Annotated in this window: 18 protein-coding genes and 1 pseudogene; 14 read left to right on the top strand and 5 right to left on the bottom strand. The window is 71.6% G+C overall.

From position 1 onward, the window contains the following. Positions 1-15: 15 nt before the first annotated feature. Positions 16-687 carry a bifunctional DNA primase/polymerase gene (locus ABD481_RS07495; protein WP_344664806.1) on the bottom strand — a complete coding sequence of 224 codons (672 nt, stop codon included), beginning with the start codon at positions 685-687 and terminating at the stop codon, positions 16-18. Positions 688-821: 134 nt separating this feature from the next. Between ABD481_RS07495 and ABD481_RS07490 the strand changes: the two genes are divergently transcribed. Together ABD481_RS07490 and ABD481_RS07485 are read left to right on the top strand one after the other, a co-directional pair. Beyond that, positions 822-2,237, top strand: a complete 1,416-nt coding sequence (locus ABD481_RS07490; protein ID WP_344664805.1) for an NsdA family TPR-like regulatory protein — start codon at positions 822-824, stop codon at positions 2,235-2,237. A gap of 71 nt (positions 2,238-2,308) precedes the next feature. Further along, positions 2,309-3,706: a hypothetical protein gene (locus tag ABD481_RS07485; RefSeq protein WP_344664804.1), complete on the top strand. Its 1,398-nt coding sequence runs from the start codon at positions 2,309-2,311 to the stop codon at positions 3,704-3,706. A 121-nt stretch (positions 3,707-3,827) separates the two neighbouring features. Here ABD481_RS07485 and ABD481_RS07480 read toward each other — a convergent pair whose 3' ends face one another. Then, complete coding sequence (locus ABD481_RS07480) at positions 3,828-4,682, bottom strand: hypothetical protein (protein ID WP_344664803.1); 855 nt, start codon at positions 4,680-4,682, stop codon at positions 3,828-3,830. Positions 4,683-5,296: 614 nt separating this feature from the next. Between ABD481_RS07480 and ABD481_RS07475 the strand changes: the two are divergent. The 6 genes and pseudogenes from ABD481_RS07475 to ABD481_RS07450 all read left to right on the top strand — a co-directional run. After that, a pseudogene (locus ABD481_RS07475) lies at positions 5,297-5,656 on the top strand (DUF418 domain-containing protein); the annotation flags it as partial. 52 nt (positions 5,657-5,708) lie between these two features. After that, complete coding sequence (locus tag ABD481_RS07470; RefSeq protein WP_344664802.1) at positions 5,709-6,794, top strand: carbamate kinase; 1,086 nt, start codon at positions 5,709-5,711, stop codon at positions 6,792-6,794. 1 nt (position 6,795) lies between these two features. Beyond that, a complete protein-coding gene (locus ABD481_RS07465; RefSeq protein ID WP_344664801.1) occupies positions 6,796-8,016 on the top strand; it encodes an arginine deiminase in 1,221 nt (406 codons plus the stop codon). 63 nt (positions 8,017-8,079) lie between these two features. Beyond that, positions 8,080-9,081 carry an ornithine carbamoyltransferase gene (argF, locus tag ABD481_RS07460; protein WP_344664800.1) on the top strand — a complete coding sequence of 334 codons (1,002 nt, stop codon included), beginning with the start codon at positions 8,080-8,082 and terminating at the stop codon, positions 9,079-9,081. Then, a complete protein-coding gene (locus tag ABD481_RS07455; RefSeq protein ID WP_344664799.1) occupies positions 9,078-11,834 on the top strand; it encodes a cation-translocating P-type ATPase in 2,757 nt (918 codons plus the stop codon). Before argF ends, ABD481_RS07455 begins: the two co-directional genes overlap by 4 nt. Beyond that, positions 11,831-13,213, top strand: coding sequence for an APC family permease (locus ABD481_RS07450; RefSeq protein ID WP_344664798.1), 1,383 nt, complete (start codon positions 11,831-11,833; stop codon positions 13,211-13,213). The genes ABD481_RS07455 and ABD481_RS07450 overlap by 4 nt, the downstream gene beginning before the upstream one ends. On the opposite strand, the gene ABD481_RS07445 is transcribed toward ABD481_RS07450, so the two are convergent. Then, on the bottom strand, positions 13,199-14,302 hold the full coding sequence (locus ABD481_RS07445; protein ID WP_344664797.1) for a DUF1648 domain-containing protein: 1,104 nt from the start codon (positions 14,300-14,302) through the stop codon (positions 13,199-13,201). The genes ABD481_RS07450 and ABD481_RS07445 overlap by 15 nt on opposite strands. 80 nt (positions 14,303-14,382) lie before the next feature. Then, on the bottom strand, positions 14,383-14,769 hold the full coding sequence (locus tag ABD481_RS07440) for a GntR family transcriptional regulator (RefSeq protein WP_344664796.1): 387 nt from the start codon (positions 14,767-14,769) through the stop codon (positions 14,383-14,385). A 159-nt stretch (positions 14,770-14,928) separates the two neighbouring features. Here ABD481_RS07440 and ABD481_RS07435 point away from each other — a divergent pair, with 159 nt between their 5' ends. Together ABD481_RS07435 and ABD481_RS07430 are read left to right on the top strand one after the other, a co-directional pair. Beyond that, positions 14,929-15,714 (top strand): SDR family oxidoreductase, encoded by a 786-nt coding sequence (locus ABD481_RS07435; RefSeq protein WP_344664885.1) that lies wholly within the window; start codon positions 14,929-14,931, stop codon positions 15,712-15,714. A 183-nt stretch (positions 15,715-15,897) separates the two neighbouring features. Then, complete coding sequence (locus tag ABD481_RS07430; RefSeq protein ID WP_344664795.1) at positions 15,898-18,210, top strand: LCP family protein; 2,313 nt, start codon at positions 15,898-15,900, stop codon at positions 18,208-18,210. On the opposite strand, the gene ABD481_RS07425 is transcribed toward ABD481_RS07430, so the two are convergent. Further along, complete coding sequence (locus tag ABD481_RS07425; protein WP_344664794.1) at positions 18,204-19,097, bottom strand: TIGR03619 family F420-dependent LLM class oxidoreductase; 894 nt, start codon at positions 19,095-19,097, stop codon at positions 18,204-18,206. The genes ABD481_RS07430 and ABD481_RS07425 overlap by 7 nt on opposite strands. Before the next feature lie 96 nt (positions 19,098-19,193). Between ABD481_RS07425 and ABD481_RS07420 the strand changes: the two genes are divergently transcribed. From ABD481_RS07420 to ABD481_RS07405, 4 genes are all read left to right on the top strand, one after another. Next, entirely contained in the window at positions 19,194-19,946 is a 753-nt protein-coding gene (locus ABD481_RS07420; RefSeq protein ID WP_344664793.1) for a glucose 1-dehydrogenase, read from the top strand. Between the two features lie 72 nt (positions 19,947-20,018). Beyond that, positions 20,019-21,146: an LLM class flavin-dependent oxidoreductase gene (locus ABD481_RS07415; RefSeq protein ID WP_344664792.1), complete on the top strand. Its 1,128-nt coding sequence runs from the start codon at positions 20,019-20,021 to the stop codon at positions 21,144-21,146. 55 nt (positions 21,147-21,201) lie between these two features. Further along, complete coding sequence (locus tag ABD481_RS07410; RefSeq protein ID WP_344664791.1) at positions 21,202-22,038, top strand: LLM class F420-dependent oxidoreductase; 837 nt, start codon at positions 21,202-21,204, stop codon at positions 22,036-22,038. A 29-nt stretch (positions 22,039-22,067) separates the two neighbouring features. After that, on the top strand, positions 22,068-24,653 hold the full coding sequence (locus ABD481_RS07405) for a bifunctional FO biosynthesis protein CofGH (protein ID WP_344664790.1): 2,586 nt from the start codon (positions 22,068-22,070) through the stop codon (positions 24,651-24,653). Positions 24,654-24,659: the final 6 nt, after the last annotated feature.

The following is a 24,659-nucleotide window of genomic DNA, read 5'->3' as shown; positions in this document are numbered from 1 at the left end:
CCATTGCCGCCTGCTCTAGAACCGTTCCCGCCCGCACGCGTAAGCCAGCGTCGGGATCAGCTCCGCCGCCTCCGGCAGCCACCGGTTCGACTCGCCGGGCGGCCGTGCCCACTGCACATGTCCGCCGGTGCCCATCCGCGACGGCGGCGCCACCACGTAGTCCTTGTCGCCGTAGCACTTCAGGTCCAGTTCGGCCCGGCCCCAGCCGGCGCGCATCAGCATCTCCGGGACCTTCGGCTTGGCTCCCGGCAGCACGAAGAAGTACAGCCGCCGGGTCGGTGTCGCCGCCACCGGGCCCATCGCCGCGCCGGCCCGCTCCAGTCGGGCCAGCGCCAGGCAGCCGGCCTGCTCCGGGACGTCGATTACGTCGAAGGTGCGCCCGGTCGGCAGCAGGATGGCGGCCTCGGGGTGGTCCTGCCACCAGCCGTGGACCCGGGAGGGCTGGGCCGTGATCTGCTTCTGCCAGTCCCGGTGCGCCGGGTGCGCGCCCAGGGCCTCGCAGGCGATGTTGGTGCAGGAACAGCGCCAGCTGCCGTCGGCACGCACCACCGAGGTGCCCGGAAGGATGTCCCAGTGCCGCGCTTCGATGTACGCCAGCGCCGCGGCCCTCAGGCCCAGGTGGTCGCCGTCCGCGGGGGAGGGGCCGGGGGAGGAGAGGTCCCCGTCGGGCAGAGACAGCACAGTCATGTGCCCTTAACGCGAGTGACAGGAGTCTGGTTACGGGGCCCATGTCACCTGATTACCCGAATGTGCAAGAGGTCTGATATTTCGTCGCGGGCATCAGTGTTCGTCCGATTAGTCGCCCGGGTATCACCCGGGGTATGGAGCCGCCCCGTGGCCCGCGCGAACCCAATCGGAGACTCGCGGAGCTGATCGCCGAGGCCGGTTGCTCCAACGCCGGGCTGGCCCGCCGGGTCAACCTCGCGGGGGCGGAGCTGGGCCTGGACCTGCGCTACGACAAGACCTCGGTCGCGCGGTGGCTGCGGGGGCAGCAGCCGCGGGCCACCACGCCGGCGCTGATCGCCGAAGCCCTCGGACGCAAGCTCGGCCGACCGGTCACCGTCGAGGAGATCGGCATGGTCGACGAGCGCGACGGCAGCTCGTCGCTGGCGTTGGGGCTGGCCGCCGACCCGGAGGAGGCGGTGACCGTCGCCGCCGGGCTGTGGCGGGCCGACGCCGCCGGCCGGGAGCAGCTGCGCGCCGCGTCCTTCGCGGTCACCGCGATGGTGGGCCCCAGCCGGGACTGGCTGATCATGGCCGAGGATCCGGTGGTGGCTCGCGGCGCGGCGGCGGCCGGGGCCAAGAACGGGCACGCGCCGCTGCGGGTCGGCGTGGCCGACGTCGCCGCGGTCCGGGCCGCCACCGACGCGTTCCGGACCCTGGACCACCGGTTCGGCGGCGGACACGTGCGCGTGCTCGCCGTGCGGTATCTCGACGGCGTCGTGGCGGAGCTGCTGCGCGGCGTCTACGCCGAGAAGGTCGGCCGCCAGCTGTTCGCGGCCACCGCCGCGCTGACCGAACTCGCCGGCTATCTCGCCTGCGACACGGGAAGGCTGGGACTGGCCCAGCGCTATTACATCCAGGCCTTGCGGCTGTCCCAGGCCGCGGACGACCGCGCCCACGGCGGTCACATCCTGGCCGCGATGAGCCACCTCGCGAATTCCCTGGGCGCGCCGCGCGAGACGGTGCAGCTGGCGCGCTCCGCCGACGAGGGAGCCCGCGGCACGGCCTCGCCACAGGTCCGTGCCGAGTTCTACTGTGCGGAGGCGCGCGGGCACGCAGCGATGCGCGACCGGCGCGCGGCCGAGCAGGCATTGGGGCGCGCCAGCGACGAACTGGAGCACAGCAGCGGCGATTCCCCGGTCTGGTCCTCCTATTTCGACCACCACTACATCGCCGACACGGCCGCCGCCTGCTACCGCGATCTGGAGCAGCCGCGCCAAGCCGCCGAGCAGGCGGGCGCCGCGCTGGCCGGGTTCGGCCCGGACAAGACCCGGCGCCGGGTGCTCAACCTGTTCACGCTGGCCTCGGCCCGGGTGCAGGGCGGGGAGGTCGAGGCCGGGTGCGCGGCGGCGACCGAGGCGGTCAAGCTGTCCGGCCGGACGCGTTCCGCGCGGACGATCGAGGCGCTTCACGACTTCGAACGCCGGCTCGATCCGTACAACGCGGTGGCCGCGACCCGGGAGTTCCGCAGCTTGCTGGCCCAGCGGCGGCCGGGTGAACCCATCAACGCGTGAACGCGTTCGGTCACAGCTGTGACACTGATGTGATTCGTCGCACGAGCGATCGGGTAGGCTCGGACCCGCCTATGGATGAGACGTTTCACGAGAGCGAGTCGATCGCCGGGGGTGCCATGCCGCCGTCGGACGACGCCGCGACCGCAGGGGCGGGAATGCCGTATCCCGCGCAATTCGCCCCCGTCGACGCGCCTGAGCAGGCCGTCCCCCATGCCGGCCCGCAGGGCGACGGCTTTCCGGGCGGCGAGATCCCGGAATCGTCAGGATTCTCCTGGCGCCTGCCGGGGCAGCAGATGCCCGTGCAGCACGCCCAGGGCGGCATCCCCAACGAGTTCGACCACCTCTTCCGCGACGCGCCGGAGGACGACCGGCGATCGCTGATGCCCGGACAGGGCCCGATCGGCGTGTCGATCGCGGGCGCCCACGGCTACCCGCAGAACGGCGGCGGCCGCCCGCAGCCGCCGCAGGGCGGTCCTGGTGGTCCTGGTGGTCCTGGCGGACCCGGCGCGCCCGGCGGACCGGGTGGACCAGGCGGCCACGGCGGCCACGGCGGCCCGCCCCCCACCCAGTCGCTGCCCCCGGCCGGCGCCACCGGCCAGCAGCTGCCGGTCTACCAGCCCCCGACCCAGGACCAGGTCGGCTACCAGCAGGGCGGCCAGGGCCTGCCGAGCCGGGCCTACGACGCCGGCGGCTACCAGGCGCAGGGCCAGCCCTACCAGGGATCCGGCGGCGACCAGGGCGGCCCGGAGTACCACACCCAGGCGATACCGCGGGTCCAGGGCCCGTACGGCGGCAACCCGGGCGGACCGGATCTGCTGCTGGCCACGGCGCCGGGCAAGCGCCAGACCAACACCACGCTCCTGGTCTCGATCGGCGTCTTCGTGGTGCTGATCGTGGTCGCCGCGGTGGCGTTCTCCGGCGGCGGCAAGGGCAAGACCGACAACGGCAAGAAGGCCTCGAACACCGACACCCCGTCGGCGACGGTCAGCAGCTCGACCGGGTCCGCGGCGCCCGGGGTGGACCCGGAGGCCAAGAAGCAGGCCGACGCGGTCTACCAGGTCATCGCCCAGAGCAAGGAGCTGCGCAGCCAGGCCAACGGCGCGTACAGCAACGTGCAGGCGTGCAAGAGCATGCCGGAGAGCAAGCAGACCTTCAGCGACGTCGCCACCAAGCGCCAGGCGCAGGCCGACACGATGAAGGGCCTGCAGGTCGACAAGCTGCCGAACGGCGCGAAGCTGGCCACCGACCTGATCAACTCCTGGCAGCTGTCGGCCGAGTCCGAGAACGACTACGTCGCGTGGGCGAACGACAACCTCAGCTGCACCGGCAAGCCGGGCGCCAACGACAACCTCAACAAGGCCAACAGTGCCGGCACGAAGGCGGGCGCGGCCAAGAACGAGGCGGTCAAGGACTGGAACGCCTTCGCGACCCAGCTCGGTGTCCAGCCCATAGGGGTCAACGACCTGTAGGCCGCTGAGGCCTGTGACTTCAGTGCGACCAGTGAGCCCGGAGGCCTGACGGCTTCCGGGCTCGCATTGTTCTCGGACGCATGGCCGACTCCCCCCGCCGCCTCCCGGTCGGCTGCCGCGGCTAGCGCAGCTGGTCGACGTACTTGTCGGTCCCCGGCACCGTGGGGATGAAGGGCGCCGCGAACTCCAGCCGCCCGAGCCCCGAAGCGCCGACCACGGCCCCGTCGAGCGTGAAGAGGTCCCACCACGCGGCCGGATCCTGCTCCAGGAAATACAGCACCGTGATCCGCCTGCCGACCCCCTCGACCGGTTTGACGTACGTCGGCGTGGTCCCGGGCAGCGGCATCGGCTCGAACACCGTCGCCATCGCGATCGGCGTGTTGTCGAGCTTCGCCGGCAGGTGCTTCTCCTTCAGCCACGCCGCCAGCGCGGCCGGGTCCTGGCCGTCGGCGGCGTCGAAGACCTCGACGACCAGGCCCGCGTACGGATGGTTGAGGGCGTGGAGGTCGCGGGGGCCGCTGTCACCGTCGCGGTAGACGGCACCGAGGTAGCTCTGGAACGACGTGAACACGTGCGTCCGCTCCTGGAACACCCGGCCGTCCGGATACAGCCGCCGGTTGATCGCCACCGTCCAGTCCATGTGGTCCTGGTAGCGGCCCTCGTTGATCCAGTACACGGTGATGTAGGCGCCGGCCGTGACCGGCTTGGCGACCGCCGACTCGGCCGGGTAGCGCAGCAGTTGCAGCGGGCGCGGAGCGACCCATCGCCGTCCGGCGAACATCCACGGCATCGACATCGCGCCGGATATGTAGTGATCGTCTTCGTACCACCGGTTGTACGCGTGCTCGTGGCCCGGATGCGGCTCGACCATGGTGATCAGCGCGCTGCCGATGCCGGGGCCGTAGGGCCCCTCGCTGGCGAGCTTCGCGTAGAGGCGCTGTTCCTTGGGCTTGGCCTCTTCCGAACGTTCTGACACGGGCCCCTCCTCGTCGACTAGGAGATCTGACGATACGTCAGATGCCGTGGGAGGGCCATGGTCGCGTGATCACCGTCCGAGCCACCTACAGCAGGATACGTATACCGGGCACGCCTGTGAGTCGTTCTCGGCGGGCGGCCCGCGCCGTAGATTCGCCAACCGGCACACGTCGCCGAGGTCGGCCAAGGCAGGGGATGGGTCCAGTGACAACGCTGCGCTCCTCCCCCGGGCGCGTGGAGTCCCTGACAGGCATGCGGTGGTGGGCCGCCTTCGCGGTCTTCCTCTTTCACAGCCCCTATTGGGCGCCGTTCCCGGGTAGATTCCGGTCAGCTCCTACCTGTTCTACTACGTGTTCTACTTCGGCAAGCCGTACCCGTGGGGCGGCTTGTTGCATGTGTTGACTTTGACCCAGGCGTGGACGCATCGGAGCTACTACGCGGCGAACGATGCCACCTGGTCGCTCTCCTGCGGGGCCTTCTTCTACCTGCATTTTCCCTTCATCGTCCGGCCCTTGATGCGGCTGCGGCTGCGGCTCCGGTGGATCGCGATGGCCGCCGTCCTCGACCTGGCCGTAGCCCTTCGCCTGGTACCGGGGTCCGGCGACCCTCTTCGGGGACCTGGACCAGGTGTTCGCGCCCCTTTTCGCCCTCTGCGTCGCCGCCGTGGCGGTCAGGGACGTCGAAGGCGGCAAGTCCTGGCTCCGGTCCCCGGTCCTCGTCGCGCTCGGCAGGTGGTCCTTCTCCTTCTACCTGGTCGAGAGCACCGTGCTGAACGCCTGCGCCCAGTCGCTGGGCGGCCGGCGGCCGGAGGCGTGGCTCGGCAACGTGCCGTGGCTGCTCCTGGCGCTGGTGGTGGCCGTGGCGCTCTCGGCGTTCCTCCACCGGTGGGTCGAACAGCCGATGGAGCGGTATCTCAAAGGGCTGTGGCCGGACCGCCGCGTTCCCTTCCGCCCCGCCTTCCACCGAACGCCGTAAAGCCCGGCGACGTGCGGTTGCTGCGGGGATCGCGGACTCTGACGCTTGAGCCATGATCGGTACGCAGCGGGTCGTCGTCGCCCTCGGCGGGAACGCCCTGTTGCGTCGTGGCGAGCCGATGACGAGCGAGAACCAGCGGGCCAATGTCGCGGTGGCCTGCGAGCGCCTGGCGGCGGTCACCGCCGGCCGCGACGTCGTGGTCTCGCACGGGAACGGCCCGCAGATCGGGCTGCTGGCGTTGGAGGGCGCGGCGTACACGCCGGTCCCGGTCTACCCGCTGGACGTCCTCGGGGCCGAGACGCAGGGCATGATCGGCTACCTGATCGAGCAGGAGCTGCGCAACCGCCTGCCCGGCGAACGCCCGGTCGCCACCCTGCTGACGATGGTCGAGGTGGACCCGGCCGATCCGGCGTTCGGCGACCCGGGCAAGCCGATCGGGCCCGGCTACTCCGGGCCGGAGGCCGCGGACCTGGCCCGCGACCGGGGCTGGAGCTTCAAGCAGGACGGCGACCGGCAGCGGCGCGTCGTCTCGTCGCCCGCGCCGCGGCGGGTGCTGGGGGTCGAGCAGATCTCGCTGCTCCTGGACGCCGGCTGCGTCGTGGTGTGCGCCGGCGGCGGGGGCATCCCGACCGCGCGGGACGCCGACGGACGGCTGGTCGGCGTCGAGGCGGTGATTGACAAGGACCACGCCAGCGGCCTGCTGGCCCGGGTCCTGGAGGCCGACGTGCTGGTGATGGCCACCGACACGGCCGGGGTCTACCTGGACTTCGGGACCGCCGACCAGCGGCTGGTCACCGCGGCCCACCCCGACGCGCTGCTGCCGGCGCACGCCGGGCAGTTCGCCGCCGGGTCGATGCTGCCGAAGGTCACCGCCGCCTGCGACTTCGCGCGGGCCACCGGCCGCCCGGCGGTGATCGGGGCGCTGGCCGACATCGAGGGACTGGTCGCCGGGACGGCCGGGACCAGCATCCGGGTCGACGCCGACGGGGTGGTCACGGCTGCCGAAGGCCGCACCGGCACCCGCATTGGCACTGACACCGGGACCGACACCCGCGCTGGCACCCGAACCCGCACCGACACCGACACCGACGACGCGATCGGCACGGCCGCCGCGGCCGGCCCGGCGAAGGGGATCTGACATGGCTCTCGGCGTCTACTCCGAGGTGGGCCGGCTGCACAAGGTGATGGTGCACCGGCCCGGTCTCGAACACGCGCGCCTCACCCCGGCCAACGCCGCCGACCTCCTCTTCGACGACGTGCTCTGGGTCGCCGAGGCGCAGCGCGAGCACGACGCCTTCTGCGGCCACCTGCGGGACCGCGGGATCGAGGTCTTCGAGGCCCAGACCCTGCTCGCCGAGGCGCTGGCGCTGCCCGAGACCAAGGACTGGGTGGCCGCGCACATGCTGAACGAGCGCGAGGTCGGCATCGAGGGGTCGGTGCGGGCCTGCCAGTGGCTGGAGCAGGCCGCGCCGGCCGAGGTGGCCGAGTTCCTGATCGGCGGCATCGCGCGGGCCGACGTGCAGCGGGAGGCCGGTCTGGAATGGCTGGCCGAGGACCCGACGACGATGCTGCTGCCGCCGCTGCCGAACTTCCTGTTCCAGCGGGACCCGTCCTGCTGGATCTTCGACGGGGTGACGATCAACCCGATGACCAAGCCGGCCCGCAAGCCGGAGTCGCTGATCGTCGAGGCCGTCTACACCTTCCACCCGATGTTCGCCGCGGAGCGGTTCCCGGTCTGGCTCGGGGGCGACGACCAGGACTGGGGCCAGTGCCATGTCGAGGGCGGCGACGTCCAGCCGATCGGCAACGGCACGGTGATGATCGGCATGGGCGAGCGGACCACCCCCCAGGCCGTGCAGATCATCGCCCGCGCGCTGTTCCGGGCCGGGTCGGCCCGGCAGGTGCTGGCCGTCCGGCTGCCGAAGTCCCGCAGCTACATGCACCTGGACACGGTGATCACGATGTGCGACCGGGACCTGGTGACGCTGTTCCCGAACGTCGTGGACCACGCCCGGACCTGGACCATCCGGCCCGGCGACGGCGCCGACGACCTGGTCGTCGAGGAGTTCGCCGGCTCGCTGCCGGAGGCCATGGCCAAAGCCCTGGACGTGCCGCGGATGCGGGTGGTGCCGACCGCCGGCGACCGGTTCGGGACCGAGCGGGAGCAGTGGGACGACGGCAACAACCTGGTGGCGCTGGAGCCCGGCGTCGTCGTCGCCTACGAGCGCAACACCGGGACCAACACCGCGCTGCGCAAGGCCGGCGTCGAGGTCATCACCATCCGGGGCTTCGAGCTCGGCCGGGGCCGCGGCGGCTCGCACTGCATGACCTGCCCGCTGGAGCGTGAACCCCTCGCCTAGGAGCCGTCGCCGGGGCCCGCCCCCGGCCGTCCTTTCCTGTCCCACGCACCGGAAGAGAGCGCCATGTTCAACCTGAGGAACCGCAGCTTCCTGAAGGAGATCGACTTCTCGCCGGCGGAGCTGCGGTTCCTGCTGCGGATGTCGGAGGACCTCAAGCGGGCCAAGTACGCCGGCACCGAGCAGCAGCGGCTGGCCGGCCGGGAGATCGCGCTGATCTTCGCCAAGACCTCGACCCGGACCCGGTCGGCGTTCGAGGTGGCCGCGCACGACCAGGGTGGCCACGTGACCTACCTGGACCCCGGCGGTTCGCAGCTGGGCCACAAGGAGTCGATCGCCGACACCGCGCGGGTGCTGGGCCGGATGTACGACGCGCTGGAGTTCCGCGGCAACAGCCAGGACGACGTCGAAGAACTCGCCCGATACGCCGGCGTCCCGGTCTACAACGGGCTGACCGACGAATGGCATCCCACGCAGATGCTGGCCGACTTCCTCACCATGCACGAGGCCGGCGGCAAGCCCTACGACCGGCTCCGGTACGCCTACGTCGGCGACTGCCGGTTCAACATGGGCCGCTCGCTGCTGGTCATGGGCGCCCTGATGGGTGCCGACGTCCGGCTCGGCGGACCGGGCTCGCTGCGGCCGCCGGCCGAGGTGGTGGACCGGGCCGAGGAGATCGCCGAGCGCACCGGGGCCCGGATCACCGTCACCGAGGACCCCAAGGAGGCGGTCGCGGGCGTGGACTTCGTGCACACCGACGTCTGGGTCTCGATGGGCGAGGGCAAGGAGGTCTGGACCGAGCGGGTCCGGCTGCTCGCCGACTACCAGGTCAACGCCGCGCTGCTGAAGGCCAGCGGGAATCCGGAGGTGCGCTTCATGCACTGCCTGCCGGCCTTCCACAACAGCAAGACCGTGGTGGGCGCCGAGATCATCGCCGAGACCGGGATGGACGACGGGCTGGAGGTCACCGACGAGGTCTTCGAGTCGCCCGCCAGCATCGTGTTCGACCAGGCGGAGAACCGCCTGCACACCATCAAGGCCGTGCTCGTCGCCACGCTGGGCTCATGAGCGCCCCGGCCGACGTCGCCGCGGCCGCCGAGCCGGCGCGGTGGTACACGCGCAGCGCCGAGGAGGTGGCCGCGGCCTTCGAGGTCGACCCGGCCGTGGGGCTCACGCCGGAGCGCGCCGCCGAGATCCTGGCCCGCGGCGGTCCGAACGAGCTGCCGCAGGAGGAGCCGCCGCCCGGCTGGCGCCGGTTCCTGAACCAGTACCGCAGCTACATGCAGATCATCCTGGTCGGCGCGGCGATCGTGTCGTTCGCCATCCAGGAGTGGGGCACCGCGGTGCTGCTGGTGGTGCTGACCCTGGTGAACGCCGTCATCGGGCTGCGGCAGGAGGGCAAGACCGAGAGCGCGATGAACGCGCTCAAGTCGATGATGAAGGTCACCGCGCGGGTGCGGCGCGGCGGCACCGAGACCGAGATCCCGGCCGAGGCGGTGGTGCCCGGCGACGTCGTGCTGCTGACCGCCGGCGACCAGGTCCCGGCCGACGGCCGGATCGTGGCGGCCAGCGCGCTGCAGATCGACGAGTCCGCGCTGACCGGCGAGAGCGTCCCGGCCGGCAAGCAGCCGGACACCCTGGCCGCGACCGGGCCGCTGGCGCCCGGGGAGCAGGCCAACATGGCGTTCATGAACACGCCGGTGACCCACGGCAGCGGCGTGGTCGTGATCACCGGCACCGGCGCGGACAGCGAGCTGGGCAAGATCTCCGGGCTGCTGAAGGCGACGGCCAAGGAGCAGTCGCCGCTGACCAAGCAGCTGGACAACCTCACGCTGTGGATCGCCGGCGCGGCCGGGCTGACGATGATCGTGATGTTCGTGTTGGGCCGGGCCCGCGGCACCGCGTGGGACGCGCTGTTCATCAGCGCCGTGTCGCTGGCCGTCGCGGCCATCCCGGAGGCGCTGCCGACCGTCACCCAGGTCATCCTCTCGCTCGGCAGCGTGGAGCTGGCGCGGCGCAACGCGCTGGTCAAGGAGCTGCCGGCGGTGGAGACGCTGGGGTTCACCTCGTCGATCAACTCCGACAAGACCGGCACCCTGACGATGAACCAGGTGACCGTCGTGGAGGTGGTGGCCCCGGCCAACCGGTACACCGTCAGCGGCAGCGGCTACAGCCTGGAGGGCCGGGTGCACCACGCGGTCGGCACCCGGGACCGGATCGACGAGGCGATCCTGCCCTACCTGGTGACCAACGACGCCGCGCTGGTCGACGGGGTCGTGGTCGGCGACCCGACCGAGGGCGCGCTGCTGGTGCTGGGGCACAAGGCCGGGGTGGACATCGACGCCACCCGCGAGCGCTACCCGCGGCTGGCCACGCTGCCGTTCGACCCCCGCTACAAGCTGATGGCCACGTTCCACAAGGCCACCGACGCCGCCGGGGCGGACGTGATCCGGTGCTTCGTCAAGGGCGCGGCCCCGGCGGTGATCGGCCGGGCCGGCACCGCGCTGGCCGACGGCGAGAGCGTGCCCTGGGACGCCGACGCGGACGCGCTGGCCCAGCAGCACATCGACCGGATGGGCCGGGAGGGCTGGCGGGTCATGGCCGCCGCCAGCCGGGACCTGGACCCGGCCGCCTTCGACCCGGACGGCGACCTGCTCGCGCTGGTCACCGGACTGCGGATGACCAGCCTGGTGGCGATGGTCGACCCGCCGCGCGCCGAGTCCAAGGACGCGGTGGCGGCGGCGCAGGCCGCGCACATCCGGGTCCGCATGGTCACCGGCGACGACGTGGTCACCGGCGCCGCCATCGCGCAGCAGCTCGGCATCCCCGGTGAGGCCATCCTCGGCGCCGACTTCGCGGCGCTGCCGGAGGCCGAGCGGCTGGCCCGGATCGACCGGATCGGCGTGGTCGGCCGGGTCGCCCCGGAGCACAAGGTGCTGCTGGTCGACACCCTCAAGGCCAAGGGCGAGGTGGTCGCGATGACCGGGGACGGCGTCAACGACGCCCCGGCGATCAAGGCCGCCGACATCGGCATCGCGATGGGCAGCGGGACCGAGGTGGCCAAGGACGCCGGGCGGATGATCCTGTCCGACGACAACTTCGCCTCCATCGTCTACGCCGTGGAGCAGGGCCGGAAGATCTTCGACAACCTGCTGAAGTACGTCCGGTTCGTGCTGATCCTGCTGGTCGTCTTCGTCATCTCCTTCCTGGGCGCGAGCATCTTCAACATCGCCGCCGGCGAGCCGTTCACGCCGCCGCAGGTGCTGTGGATCCACTTCGTGGTCAACGCCGCCTTCGGCTTCTCCCTCGGCTTCGACCGCGAGACCCCGGGTCTGATGGCGCGGGTGCCCAGGGCGCGCGGGAGCTCGCTGCTGACCCGGAGCCTGATGACCACGGTGGTGCTCACCGGACTGGCGATCGCGGCGATGCTGCTGGCGCTGATCCAGCTCGGCGCGCGGCACTACGGCGACCTGGACGTCGGGGTCTCGATCGCCTTCACGGCGTTCGCGCTGTGCCTGATCGTCGCGGCCCTGGAGTGCCGCAGCGAGACGGACTCGATCCTGACCACGGCGACGTTCGACAGTCCGCAGATGAACCGGGCGGTGATCGTCGAGCTCGTCATCGCGGTCCTGACGACGCAGATGGACGCGCTGCGGCGGTTCCTCGGGACGACGGATCTGAATCTGATCCAGTTCGGGTGGGCGGTGCTGCCGCCGATCGCGCTGTTCGTGCTTTGGGAGCTGGGGAAGCTGGTCGCGCGGCGGGTGATGGCGGGGCGGGGCGGTGCGGGGCACGGGGTCGCGGTGGGCGGATCCGAATGAACGCGGGCGGCGACGGCGGTTCCGGGCGGGCGGGCGGTTCCGGGGGTGGAGCGGGGCCTGGCGATGCTGCTGGGCCTGGTAGCGCTGCGGGACCCGGCGGCGGCGCGGAGCCTGGCGGCGGCGCCCGGCTCAGCATCCGCCAAGCCGCGTTCATCGGCGTCGGTGCCATGGTCGGCGCCGGGATCTTCGCCCTGCTCGGCGCGGCGGGCGAGGTCGCGGGCTCGGCGGTGTGGCTGTCGTTCCTGATCGCCGGGGTCATCGCGATGCTCCAGGGCTACTCGTTCGCCAAGCTCGGCGCGCGGTATCCGTCGGCCGGCGGGCTCCTGGAGTACGTGGCCAAGGGGTTCGGCCTCGGCCACGCCACCGGCATCACGGCGTGGCTGACCTACATCGCCAACGCGATCGTCACCGCGATGGTCGCCGTGTCGTTCGGCAACTACGCGAGCGCCATGGTCGCCGACGGCGACACCGCGTGGTCGAAGGTCTTCGCGGCGCTGATCATCGTCGTGATGACGGCGGTCAACATCGTCGGGTCCCGGCTCGTCGCCCGGGCCCAGACAGTGATCGTGTACGTGGTGCTGGGCATCCTGAGCGTTTTCGCGGTGGTGCTGCTCGTCAACATGACGCCGTCGCTGCTGGCCTTCTCCGGCTATCCCTCGGTGCGCCAGATCGTCTCCAGCGTGGCGCTGACGTTCTTCGCGTTCCTCGGCTTCGGCATCATCACCTTCACGGCCAAGGACCTGCCCGACCCGCGGCGCCAGCTGCCCCGGGCGATGTTCTTGGCACTCGGCATCGCGACCGTCATCTACATGGCGATCGCGCTCGGTGTCTTCGGGACCCTGTCGGTGGACAAGGTGATCTCCTCGGGCGGCACCGCCTTGGCCGTCGCCGCCGAGCCGCACCTGGGCCGCGCCGGCTACTGGATGATGAGCGTCACGGCGCTGTTCGCCACGGCGGGCGCGACCAACGCGGGCCTGTATCCGGCCGCCGGCCTGTCCGAGCGGCTCGTGGACACGGGCATGTTCCCGCCGGTCATGGCCCGGAAGGTGAAGGGGGTGACGTCCGGGCTGCTGGTCGAGGCGGCGGCGTGCCTGGTGCTCGCCGTCTGCTTCAAGCTCGACGCCATCGCGTCCATCGGCAGCGCGGTCGCGCTGCTCATCTTCGTCCTGATCACGGCGGCGCACTTCCGGGTCCGTTCGGAGACCGGCGCCAACACCTGGGTGCTGGCGCTGGCGATCGCTACGGCCGGGGTTGTGCTCGTCACCTTCGTCCTCACCACCCTGATCCACGAGGCCGCCTCGATGTGGACCCTGCTGGCCATCCTGGTGCTCAGCGCCGGGCTGGAGTTCGGGTGGCGCAGGCCGTCAGCGGAGCAGTAGCGGGATGACGATCGCGAGCACGACGATGCCGACGAGGAAGGCCAACGCCGCGGGGCGGGCGAAGTTGACGGTCCAGCCGACGCCGAAGCGTTTCTGGACCCAGACCGCGGGGTCGTCGCGGTTGAAGTAGACGACGCCGGCTTTCCAGAAGCGGTCGTCGTCGCGGTTGACGGTGCCGGGGGCGGAGTTCCCGGCGGCGGCTCCGGCGACCTCGTTCCCGGCGGCAGCGGCAGCGGCAGCGGCGTCGACGGGGAGGCGGGAGCCGCCCTGGCCGACGCGGACGACGACCACGACGAGGCCGACGGTGGCGATCGCGACCGGGGCCAGGAGCAGTACCGGGGTCCAGCCGGTGCTGCCGATGACGTCCCAGGTGGTCAGCGCGGTGACGGCGAGGGTCAGGGCGGTCGCGGCGGCGAACAGCAGCAGGCAGCGGGACATGATCGCGACGAAGCGGCGCTGGCGCTCGGCGGCGTGCGGGTCCTGGACGTCGAGGTTCGCCTTGCCGCGGACGGTGACGCGGGTCAGCACCACGATCAGCGCGGTGATCGCGATCTGCACAGCGACCAGGGCGAACGCCGAGCCGAAGGACTTGTCGGCGTAGGAGGTGGGGTGGCCGGACGCGTCGTAGTGCGTCACCAGCCGGTCGGGCATGTCGGGATAGCGGACCGCGCCGAAGACGGCGGTGGCGGCGACGACCAGCACCGCCGGCAGGGACCAGGCCCAGGGGAAGGGCTCGGGGCTGGTGCGCAGGGCCGTGTCGGCGACCGTGACCTGCTTGAGGCCCTCGAACCAGCGGCCTTCGTGCTTGGCGGCGGCGACGTGGGCCCGGGCGACCAGGTACACGGCGAACGTCCCGGCCACCTCGACCGCCACTCCCGCCAACCACGCGGCCGTGCTGGTGGCGACGAACAACGCGATCAGCACCGCGACCGCCGTCACCGCGACGACGCCGGCGCGGTACCGCCGCAGCGCCTCCGCCAACGCCGGCTCCCCGAGCCGCTCGGCCGGCACCCGCACCCCGAACCGCACCGTCCTGGGCGTGAGCATCGGCGTGAGCAGCGTCAGCCCGCCGATCAGCAGGATCGGCACCACAACAGGCAGAGATGAAGAACTTTGCATCGGAGTCTTCCCGTATCTTCCGTGGCTTCCGTGTTTTCCGTGGCTTCCGTTCACCGGCCCGAGAACTCGTCCAGCAGCGCGCGACACCGCTCCACCACCTCCGGCGGCGGCATCCCCTTCGCGAACGCCTCCGCGAGCAGGGTCCGCGCCCGCCGCTCCCAGTCGGCCACCACCTCGGCCCCGGGCGCCCCGTCCCCGGGGCCCCGCACCACCACCGCCCCGGTCCGCCGCCCGAGCCGCACCAACCCCTCGGCCCGCAGCAGGTCATAAGCCTTGTTCACGGTGTGCATGTTGATGCCCAGATCCGCCGCCAACTGCCGCGTCGTGGGCAACGAATCCCCCGCCGCCAACTCCCCGGCCGCCACCGCCACCACGATCTGATCCCGAAGCTGCTGGTAGATCGGCACATCGCCGTCCGGCTCCACGCTGAGGAGCATGCGGACCTCCTTTGCTCTGTTGCTATAGAACAACTAGAACAATGGGAAGTCAACCGCGCGGGCGGGCCGGCGGCCTCCTCCAACGGTTTCCGGCGCTGGCCAATTCGGTCCCCGGCGCCTAATCTGACGCACCATCAGATGCCGATGGGAGGGACCGCGATGTTGCTTCAGGGCAAGACGGTGATCGTGTCGGGGGTCGGGGACGGGTTGGGGCGGGAGGTGGCGGTCGCGGCTTATGCGCAGGGGGCGAACGTGGTGTTGGGGGCGCGGACCGAGAAGAAGTTGGTGAAGGCGGCGGCGGAGTTCGATGAGGGGCGGGTGGCCTGGGCGGTCACGGACATCGCGTCGGGGGAGGCGTGCGAGGCGTTGGTGGCGCTCGCGGTGGGGCGGTTCGGGGCGGTGGACGGGCTGGTGAACGTCGCGGCGCAGGATCAGGTGTTCGGCGGGGTGGCGGACGCGGACTTCGAGGACTGGCGCAGGACGTATGAGGTCAACGTCGTCGGGACGCTTCAGTTGAGCAAGGCCGCGATCCCGCATCTGGCGCGGGAGAGCGGGCCGACGACGGGGATCGTGCACATCCTGTCGCAGTCGATGTGGTTGCCGGCGACGGAGGTGAAGCAGGCTGCTTATGCGGCGTCGAAGGGGGCGTTGTTGTCGGCGACGTACGGGATGGCGAAGGAGCTCGGGCCGCGGCGGATCCGGGTGAACGCGGTCGTGCCGTCGTGGATGTGGGGGCCGATGGTGCAGGGGTACGTGGCGTGGACCGCCGCCAGCCAGAAGATCTCGGAGGAGGAGGCGCTGGCGCCGATCACGTCCCGGATGGCGTTGCCGGAGATGGCGACGGACGGGGACGTGGCCAACGCGGCCGTGTTCATGGTCTCGCCGTACGCGGGCGGCATTACGGGGCAGTCGCTGGCCGTCAACGCGGGGGACTTCATGCGGTGATCGGGCTCCGGTCGCGGCGGGCTGTGGCGGGCTGTGGCGGTCTTGTGACGTCGCCGGGCTCGCCGCACCGGGAAGTGCCAGGTCAGCGCGGCAGTGACTGCGATGCCTGACACGCCCGGCTCTGTAGCGCCGCTGTGACCTGCCCCGGATCCTCCGGTCGCACGTCGCGGCCAGGATCCGAGCATGTCCTCAGCAGCCCGCTCCCGGCCGGTGCGCACCGGCGGTCATCGCGCCGACGGCTCCCCGGTCCCCGAGCCGCGAACCACCCGTTCCCGAAGCGGCGTCCGCGGCGCGGACCACGGCCGCAGTACGGACGGCAGTACGACCCGCAGTACGGACGGCAGTACGACCCGCAGCGCGGATCGCGGCACTCCTCGCGCCGCCGCCGACAGCACATCACCCCTCCTCCCCGTTCCCCGCTGGTTCCCCGTCGCGGTGCTCATCGGCGGCCCGGTCCTCGGCGTGGCGCTCGGCACGGCGCTCGGCGGCTACCACGGCCCCCTCTTCGCCGTTCTCACCGTGGCCTCCGCCGCCCTGGCCACGGCGAGCGCCAGGCCGAACGGCCGCTGGTGGGTGATGCTGTCCGCCCCTCCGGTCGCATGGCTGGTGGCGGCCGCCGCTGAACTCCTCCTGCACGACCCGCCGTACCGCGACACCAAGGCGAAGGCGGTCGGCCTGGTCCACGCCACCTCCCACGCCTTCCCCGTCATCCTCGTCGCCGCCGTCGCGATGGGCGTGGTGTGGACGGCGGCCGTGGTGGCGGCAAAGCCTTCGCGGAACCGCGCGCGCTCCCGCCCCCGTACGCGCCCCCGCCGCCCCGCCCCCGGCCTCGTCGCCGGCCGCGCCCTGGCCTCGTTCCTCGGCCTGGCCGTGGTCGCCACCACCGGTTTCGTCTGGTTCGAGAACAAGCAGCTGACCGACGGCGTCCACACCACCGGCTCGATCAAGGAGGTCAAGCAGGGCGACGACGGCTACGTCCCCCCGCACCTCGGCAACGACGTCAACCTGCTGCTGATCGGCCTGGACTCGCGCAAGGACATGGACGGCAACGACCTGCCGACGCAGTTCGTCGAGGACGCGCTGCACGCCGGCTCCTCCGGGATCGGCGGCTACAACACCAATGTCCTGATCCTGTTGCACATCCCCGCCAACGGCGGCCGGGTCACCGCCTACTCCATCCCGCGCGACGACTACGTCGAGCGTCCCGGCGGGACCGCGGACGTCCCGGGGCTGGGCTCCATCAAGGTCCCGGACCTGGGGGTGGGCAAGATCAAGGAGGCCTACGGCAACGCCAGGGCGTACGCCGAGAGCAAGATCGTCGCCTCCGGGCTGAAGGACAAGGCCAAGATCGAGGCGGAGAGCCGGGAGGTCGGGCGGGAGGCGACGCTGCGCGCCGTGCAGAAGCTCACCGGGGTCCACGTCGACCACCTCGCCGAGGTCAACCTCCTGGGCTTCTACGACGTCGTGAAGGCGATCGGCACCATCCAGGTGTGCCTGAAGGCCCCGGCCGACGACCCGATCGAGAACGGCGCCGGCACCGGCCTGAAGCTCCCGGCCGGCGTCTCCACCATCGACGCCGCCACCGCCCTGCAGTTCGTCCGCCAGCGCTACCACCTGCTCAACGGCGACCTGGACCGCACCCACCGGCAGCAGGCCTTCCTGTCCTCGGTGACGCACACCCTGCGCCAGAAGGGCGTGCTCGGCGACCTCGGCGCGATGCAGAGCCTGTTCGACGTCGTGAAGAAGGACATCGTGATCGACGACGGCTGGAGCGTCCTGGACTTCGCCCAGCAGGCCTCGAACCTCACCGGCGGCAACGCGACCTTCTACACGCTGCCCATCAAGTCCACCGCCGAGGTCCCGGACGCCCCCGGCAGCAAGACCACGACCTCGGTGAACCTGGTCGACCCGGCGCTGATCAAGAAGACCGTCACCGAAGCCTTCGGCAACGACGCGGCCGTCGCCCCGCCGGTGACGCCGTCGACAACGGCGTCCGGCGCGACCCCGCCCCCGCCGAACCCGTCGACCTCGCCCGCCGCACCCGCGGCGCCGAAGGGGACCATCACCGTCAACAACGGCACGAGGACCACCGGTCTGGCGTCCAAAGTCTCCGGCGCGCTGTTCGCCGAGGGCATAGCGGTCGCCAAGACCGGCAACGGCGGCAACAACGTCGCCCGCACCACGGTCCGCTACGGCGCCGCCTCGGCCGATCTGGCGAAGAAGCTCCAGACGCTGCTCGGGACCAAGACCGCGCCGGTCGCCGACAAGTCGCTGGCGGCCGACGCCGTCGTCGTCACCATCGGCTACGACTACAAGCTGCCGCCCGACAAGCCGGTGTCGACGCCGTCCGGGTCCGTGTCGTCCGGGTCCACGTCGACCGGCGCGACCGGCGCGACCGGTTCGTCGGGTTCGTCCGCCCCGGCCGAATCCTCGGGCCTGAGCAGCGGCGGCGCGCTCGACATGAGCTCGCAGGACGGCATCCCGTGCGTCTACTGACCCTTCAGGTACCGGTCGGCGAACCCCGCCAGCGCATCGGTCATCTCCGCCAGTGACGGGCCCGGCGCCCGCATGTTCTTGAGGTTCGCCATCCACGGCGCGTTGAGCAGGTCGGTGACGCCCCACTCCGCCAACCGCGCGCACAGCTCCGGTGTCGGCTCCGCCAGCACCGCGAGCATCGTGCGGAACGGACGGTCCAGCGTCCCGGCCTGCTCGCGCGCCGCCCGCAGTCGATCCATGATCGACTTCGCCTCGTCGACCGTGTGGTAGATCCCGATCCAGCCGTCGTTGCGGGCCGCGCGGCGCATCGCGATGTCGGAGACCCCGCCGATGTACACCGGGATCGGATCGTTCGGCGTCGGCGTGATCGAGCACGGCGGCAGCGTGTAGTTCGGGCCTGAGACGCTCACCACCTCGCCGCTCCACAGCTGCCGCAGCGCATCGAGCATCTCGTCCAGGCGCGCGCCGCGCTTGGCGAACGCCTGACCGGTCGCGGTGAACTCGTCCTTGCTCCAGCCCGGCCCGACGCCGAGGGCCACCCGGTGCCGGCCGTCCGGCGTGCCCTGGGACAGGTAGGCGGCGGTGGCCAGTTGGTTGGCGACGGTCAGCAGGTCGCGGGCCGGCGCCACGTAGATGTTCGTCGTGAAGCGCAGCCGCGTGGTCACCGCCGCCATCGCCGCGATCGCCACCCACGGCTCGGGCCAGTGGGTTTCCCTGGCCCAGTAACGGGATCCGTCGGGCGTATACGGGTAGGGGGATGACAGCTCCACCGGATGGAAGAGGTGGTCGGGGATCGCGATCCCCTCGTAGCCGTGCTCCTCGGCGGCCCGTGCCAGGCCGGTGAAGTGCGCGGTGTCGCAGAACGCCGGCGAAAGCCAGAACTTCATGGGCCGCCTCCCCTTCACTTTTCGCTTGGGAGGAATCAATCTGACACCTAGTCAGATGTCAAGCGCGGCAACGTGCGGGAGAGTCAGGGGACGCCGATGGGCAAGCTCGACGGACGGGTGGTGCTGATCACCGGCGCGGCGCGCGGCCAGGGCGCCGAGGAGGCGCGGCTGTTCGTCGCCGAGGGCGCGCGGGTGGTGCTCGCCGACGTCCTGGACGAGCTCGGCGAGGCGGTGGCCAAGGAGCTCGGCGACGCCGCCCGGTACGTCCGTCTCGATGTCACCGACGAGGCGGGCTGGACCGCCGCCGCGGACTTCGCCGTCGCCGAGTTCGGCAAGCTCGACGGCCTGATCAACAACGCCGGGATCCTGGCCTTCAACCCGATCGAGAAGACCACCGCCGAGGAGTACCTGCGGGTGGTGATGGTGAACCAGGTCGGCGTCTTCCTCGGGCTGCGGGCCTGCCTGCCCCGGATCCGGGAGGCCGGGCGCGGCACCGTGGTGAACACCGCGAGCGTCGACGGCTTCGCGGGCATGCCCTGGCTGGCGTCCTACGTCTCCACCAAGTTCGCCGTGCGCGGCCTGACCCGGGTCGCGGCCCTGGAGGCCGGGCCGGACATCCGGGTGAACTGCGTCTGCCCCGGCGGCGTGCACACCCCGATGGTGGCCTCGCTGATGCCGCCGGACGCCGACCCCGACGCCGGCTACCGCGGCATCCCGCTCAAGCGCGTCGGCACCGCCGCCGAGGTCGCCAAGGCCGCCTTGTTCCTCACCAGCGACGACTCGTCCTACTGCACCGGCGCCGACTTCGTGGTCGACGGCGGGGCGCTGGCCGGCGTCCACTTCGGCTGATCCGCGACTGCTGGCGACCACCCGCAACCACCCGCAACTGCCCGCTACCACCCGCGACGACCTGGAGGCGCCATGGAGTTCGGCATCTTCGTCCAGGGCCATGTCCCGCTCTCGAAGCTGGCCGCGGACCCGGACTACGAGCACACCTCCCTCCTGAACGACATCGAGATCGCCAAGGCCGCCGACCGGGCCGGCTTCAAATACCTGTGGGCCTCCGAGCACCACTTCCTCGACGAGTACTCGCACCTGGCCAGCAACGACGTCTTCCTGGGCTACCTGGCCGCCGCCACCGAGCGGATCCACCTGGGCTCGGGCATCTTCAACCCGCTGCCGCAGGCCAACCATCCGGTGAAGGTGGCCGAGAAGGTCGCCACCCTGGACCACCTGACCGGCGGCCGGTTCGAGTTCGGCACCGGCCGCGGCGCCGGCTCGCGGGAGATCCTCGGCCTCGGACTGCCGGACACCGGCGTCACCAAGGAGATCTGGGCCGAGGTGGTGCGCGAGTTCCCCAAGATGTGGACGCAGGACTCGTACTCGCACGACGGCAAGTGGTTCTCCATGCCCGAGCGCAACGTGCTGCCCAAGCCGTGGAAGAAGCCGCATCCGGCGATGTGGTACGCCGCCGGGAACCCGCCGTCCTACGAGATGTCGGCGCGGATGGGCCTGGGCGTGCTCGGCTTCTCGGTCGGCTCGGCGTCCGACGCCGAGGTGGCCGTCGCCGCGTACAAGAAGGCCATCCCGGCGGCCGAGCCGATCGGCGCGTTCGTCAACGACAACGTGATGGTCACCTCCTCCGCGGTCTGCCTGGCCGACCGGAAGCGGGCCCGCGCCGCCGCGGCCGGGATGGGCATCGGCCGGCTCCAGTCGCTGGTCTTCCGGTACCACGACACCTTCCCGCGCCCGTCCTGGGTGCCCGAGTGGCCGGCCGTGCTGCCGGAGCCGACGCTGGAGGAAGTGGAGTGGCGGCTGCACAACGGGTACCTGGTCTGCGGCGATCCCGACGAGGTGCTGGAGCAGGTCAAGCGCTACGAGGCCGCGGGCGTCGACCAGCTCGCCTTCGGGATGCCGATCGGGCTGGAGCAGGCCGACGCGCTGGAGACCATCGAACTGTTCGGCCGGCACATCATCCCGAAGCTCGACAAGGACCCGGTGCACCGGACGACCCGGTTCCGCAGTGCGGCCGCCGCACTGGGGAAATGACTCGGAGCACGGATATCAGCCCCTCGTGGAACGTCCCCGGTTAAGGAGTCCCCTTTTGCGTATCGGCGTCACGGTCTTCCTGACCGACCAGACCATCGGTCCGGCCGAGCTCGGGCGCGCGCTCGCCGAGCGCGGCTTCCAGTCCTACTACGCTCCCGAGCACACCCACATCCCGGTCTCGCGGGCCACCCCGGCGCCGCTCGGGGAGCCGCTGCCGGACTACTACTCCCGCACGCTGGACCCGTTCGTGACGCTGGCCACGGTGGCCGCGGTCGCGCCCGGGATCCGGGTCGGCACCGGCATCTGCCTGGTCGCCCAGCGCGATCCGATCCTGCTGGCCAAGGAGAGCGCGACGCTGGACCTGCTCACCGGCGGCCGCTTCGACCTCGGGGTCGGCTTCGGCTGGAACAAGGAGGAGATGGCCGACCACGGGGTGGTGTTCGGGCAGCGGCGCGACCGGGTGCGCGAGGGGGTGCTGGCGATGCGCGAGCTGTGGGGTCTGGACGTGGCCTCCTACCAGGGCGAGCACGTGCGGTTCGAGCCGTCCTGGTGCTGGCCGAAGCCGGCGGCGCGGGCGGTGCCGGTGCTGATCGGCGGGGCCGCCGGGCCCAAGCTGTTCCAGGCCGTGCTCGACTACGCCGACGGCTGGATGCCGATCGGGGGCCGCGGGCTGACCCAGGCGCTGCCGGTTCTGCGGGCCGCCGCCGAGGAGATCGGGCGGGATCCCGACACGCTTCGCGTCGTGCCGTTCGGGACCGAGCCCACCCCCGGCAAGCTGGAGCACTACCGGAAACTGGGCATCGAGGAGATCGTGTTCAACGTCCCTTCGGGACCGGCGGATCGGATCTTGCCGGTGCTCGACGACTACGCTCGCTATATCGAACGGGAATAACCCCGCTTCTTCGCCGCGTAGGAACAGGAATGACGATGCAGCCCACTGCCAACGCGATGCGCCGTGCCCTGCACCGGGCGGCTGAGGGAGTCGCGCTCTCCGTCGAGGAGGCGTCCGTCCTGCTGGCCGCCCGGGGCGACGATCTGGAAGCGCTGTCGGCCGTGGCCTCGCGATTGCGGGACCAGGGACTGGAGGCGGCGGGCCGGCCGGGGGTCGTCACGTACTCCCGGAAGGTCTTCATCCCGCTCACCCGGCTGTGCCGGGACCGATGCCACTACTGCACCTTCGTGACGGTGCCCGGCCGGCTGGAGTCGATGTACCTCTCGCCGGACGAGGTGCTTGACATCGCGGCCAAGGGTGCCGCGCTGGGCTGCAAGGAGGCCCTGTTCACGCTCGGCGACCGGCCCGAGGACCGCTGGCCGCAGGCCAAGGAGTGGCTCGACGCCCACGGCTACGACTCCACCCTGGACTACGTCCGCGCCATGTCGATCCGGGTGCTGGAGGAGACCGGCCTGCTGCCGCACCTGAACCCCGGCGTGCTGACCTGGCCGGAGTTCCAGCGGCTCAAGCCGGTCGCGCCCTCGATGGGCATGATGCTGGAGACCACGGCCACCCGGCTGTGGTCCGAGCCCGGCGGCCCGCACTACGGCTCGCCGGACAAGGAGCCGGCGGTCCGGCTGCGGGTGCTGGAGGACGCCGGCCGCTCCTCGGTCCCGTTCACCACCGGGATCCTGATCGGCATCGGGGAGACCGTCGAGGAGCGCGCCGACGCGATCTTCGCGATGCGCAAGGTGGCCCGCGCCCACCGCGGCATCCAGGAGATCATCATCCAGAACTTCCGGGCCAAGCCGGACACCGCGATGATGCACGCCCCGGACGCCGAGCTGGAGGAGCTGGCCGCGACCATCGCGGTGGCGCGGGTGGTCATGGGGCCGTCGGTGCGGCTCCAGGCGCCGCCGAACCTGGTGGCGTCGCAGTACGCGCTGATGCTCCGGGCCGGCATCGACGACTGGGGCGGCGTCTCGCCGCTGACCGCGGACCACGTGAACCCCGAGGCGCCGTGGCCGGCCGTGGAGGAGCTGGCGGCGCGCTCCGCCGACGCCGGATTCACGCTGCGGGAGCGGCTGACGGTCTACCCGGAGTACATCCTGCGCGGCGAGCCCTGGCTGGACCCGCGGGTGCTGCCGCACGTCCGGGCGCTGGCCGACCCGGAGACCGGGATGGCGGTGGAGGGCCGGATCCCGACCGGGATCCGGTGGCAGGAGCCGGACGGCGGCTGGGACACCTCCTCGGGGCGCACCGACCTGCACGCCTCGATCGACACCGAGGGCCGCACCGGCGACCGGCGGTCGGACTTCAGCGAGGTGTACGGGGACTGGGACGAGCTGCGCGAGCACGCGTCCCGGACCTCGGTGGACCACACCGCCGGCGTGGGCGCGCCGGAGCGGATCGACGCCGCCGTGAAGGCCGCCCTGGCCGCCGCGGAGCGGGACCCGGGGAACCTGTCCGACACCGACGCGCTGGCCCTGATCCACGCCGACGGCCCGGCCCTGGAGGCGCTGGCCGCCCTGGCCGACGGCCTGCGCCGGGACGCCGTCGGCGACGAGGTCACCTACGTCGTCAACCGGAACATCAACTTCACCAACGTCTGCTACACCGGCTGCCGGTTCTGCGCCTTCGCGCAGCGCCGCACCGACGCCGACGCCTACACGTTGTCGGTGTCCGAGGTCGGCGACCGGGCCGAGGTGGCCTGGCAGGTCGGCGCCACCGAGATCTGCATGCAGGGCGGGATCCACCCGGACCTGCCCGGGACCGCGTACTTCGACCTGGCCGCCGAGATCAAGAAGCGCACTCCCGGCCTGCATCTGCACGCCTACTCGCCGATGGAGGTGCAGAACGGCGTCGCGCGCACCGGGCTGTCGCTGCGCGAGTTCCTCGTCGCGGCCAAGGAGGCCGGCGTCGACTCGCTGCCCGGGACCGCCGCCGAGATCCTCGACGACGACGTGCGGTGGGTCCTGACCAAGGGCAAGCTGCCGGCCGCGCAGTGGATCGAGGTAGTGAAGACCGCGCACGAGATCGGCCTGCCGACCACCAGCACGATGATGTACGGGCACGTCGACAACCCGGCGCACTGGGTCGCGCACCTGCGGGTGCTGGCCCGGATCCAGGACGAGACCGGCGGCTTCACCGAGTTTGTGCCGCTGCCGTTCGTGCACTCCAACGCGCCGGTGTACCTGGCGGGCATCGCCCGGCCCGGCCCGACCGCGCGGGACAACCGCGCCGTGCACGCGATGGCGCGGATCATGCTGCACGGCCGGATCAAGAACATCCAGACCTCGTGGGTGAAGCTCGGCGTGGAGAACTCGCGGCAGATGCTGCGCGGCGGCGTGAACGACATGGGCGGCACGCTGATGGAGGAGACCATCTCCCGGATGGCCGGCTCGGAGTACGGTTCGGCGAAGGGCATCGCGGAACTGGAGGAGATCTGCGCGCCCCTGGGCCGTCCCACGCGCCAGCGGAGCACGCTCTACGGCGAGGTGCCGCCGGAGCGGATCGCGGCGGCCCGGACGGCCGACGAACGCGGGCTGCTGCGCACCATGCTGCCGCTCGCCTGAAAAATC

This window comes from Catenulispora yoronensis (assembly GCF_039531695.1).
GTDB classification, from domain to species: domain Bacteria; phylum Actinomycetota; class Actinomycetes; order Streptomycetales; family Catenulisporaceae; genus Catenulispora; species Catenulispora yoronensis.
Note: the sequence above shows the minus strand (reverse complement) of the source record. Positions and strands in the feature narration are given on the sequence as shown.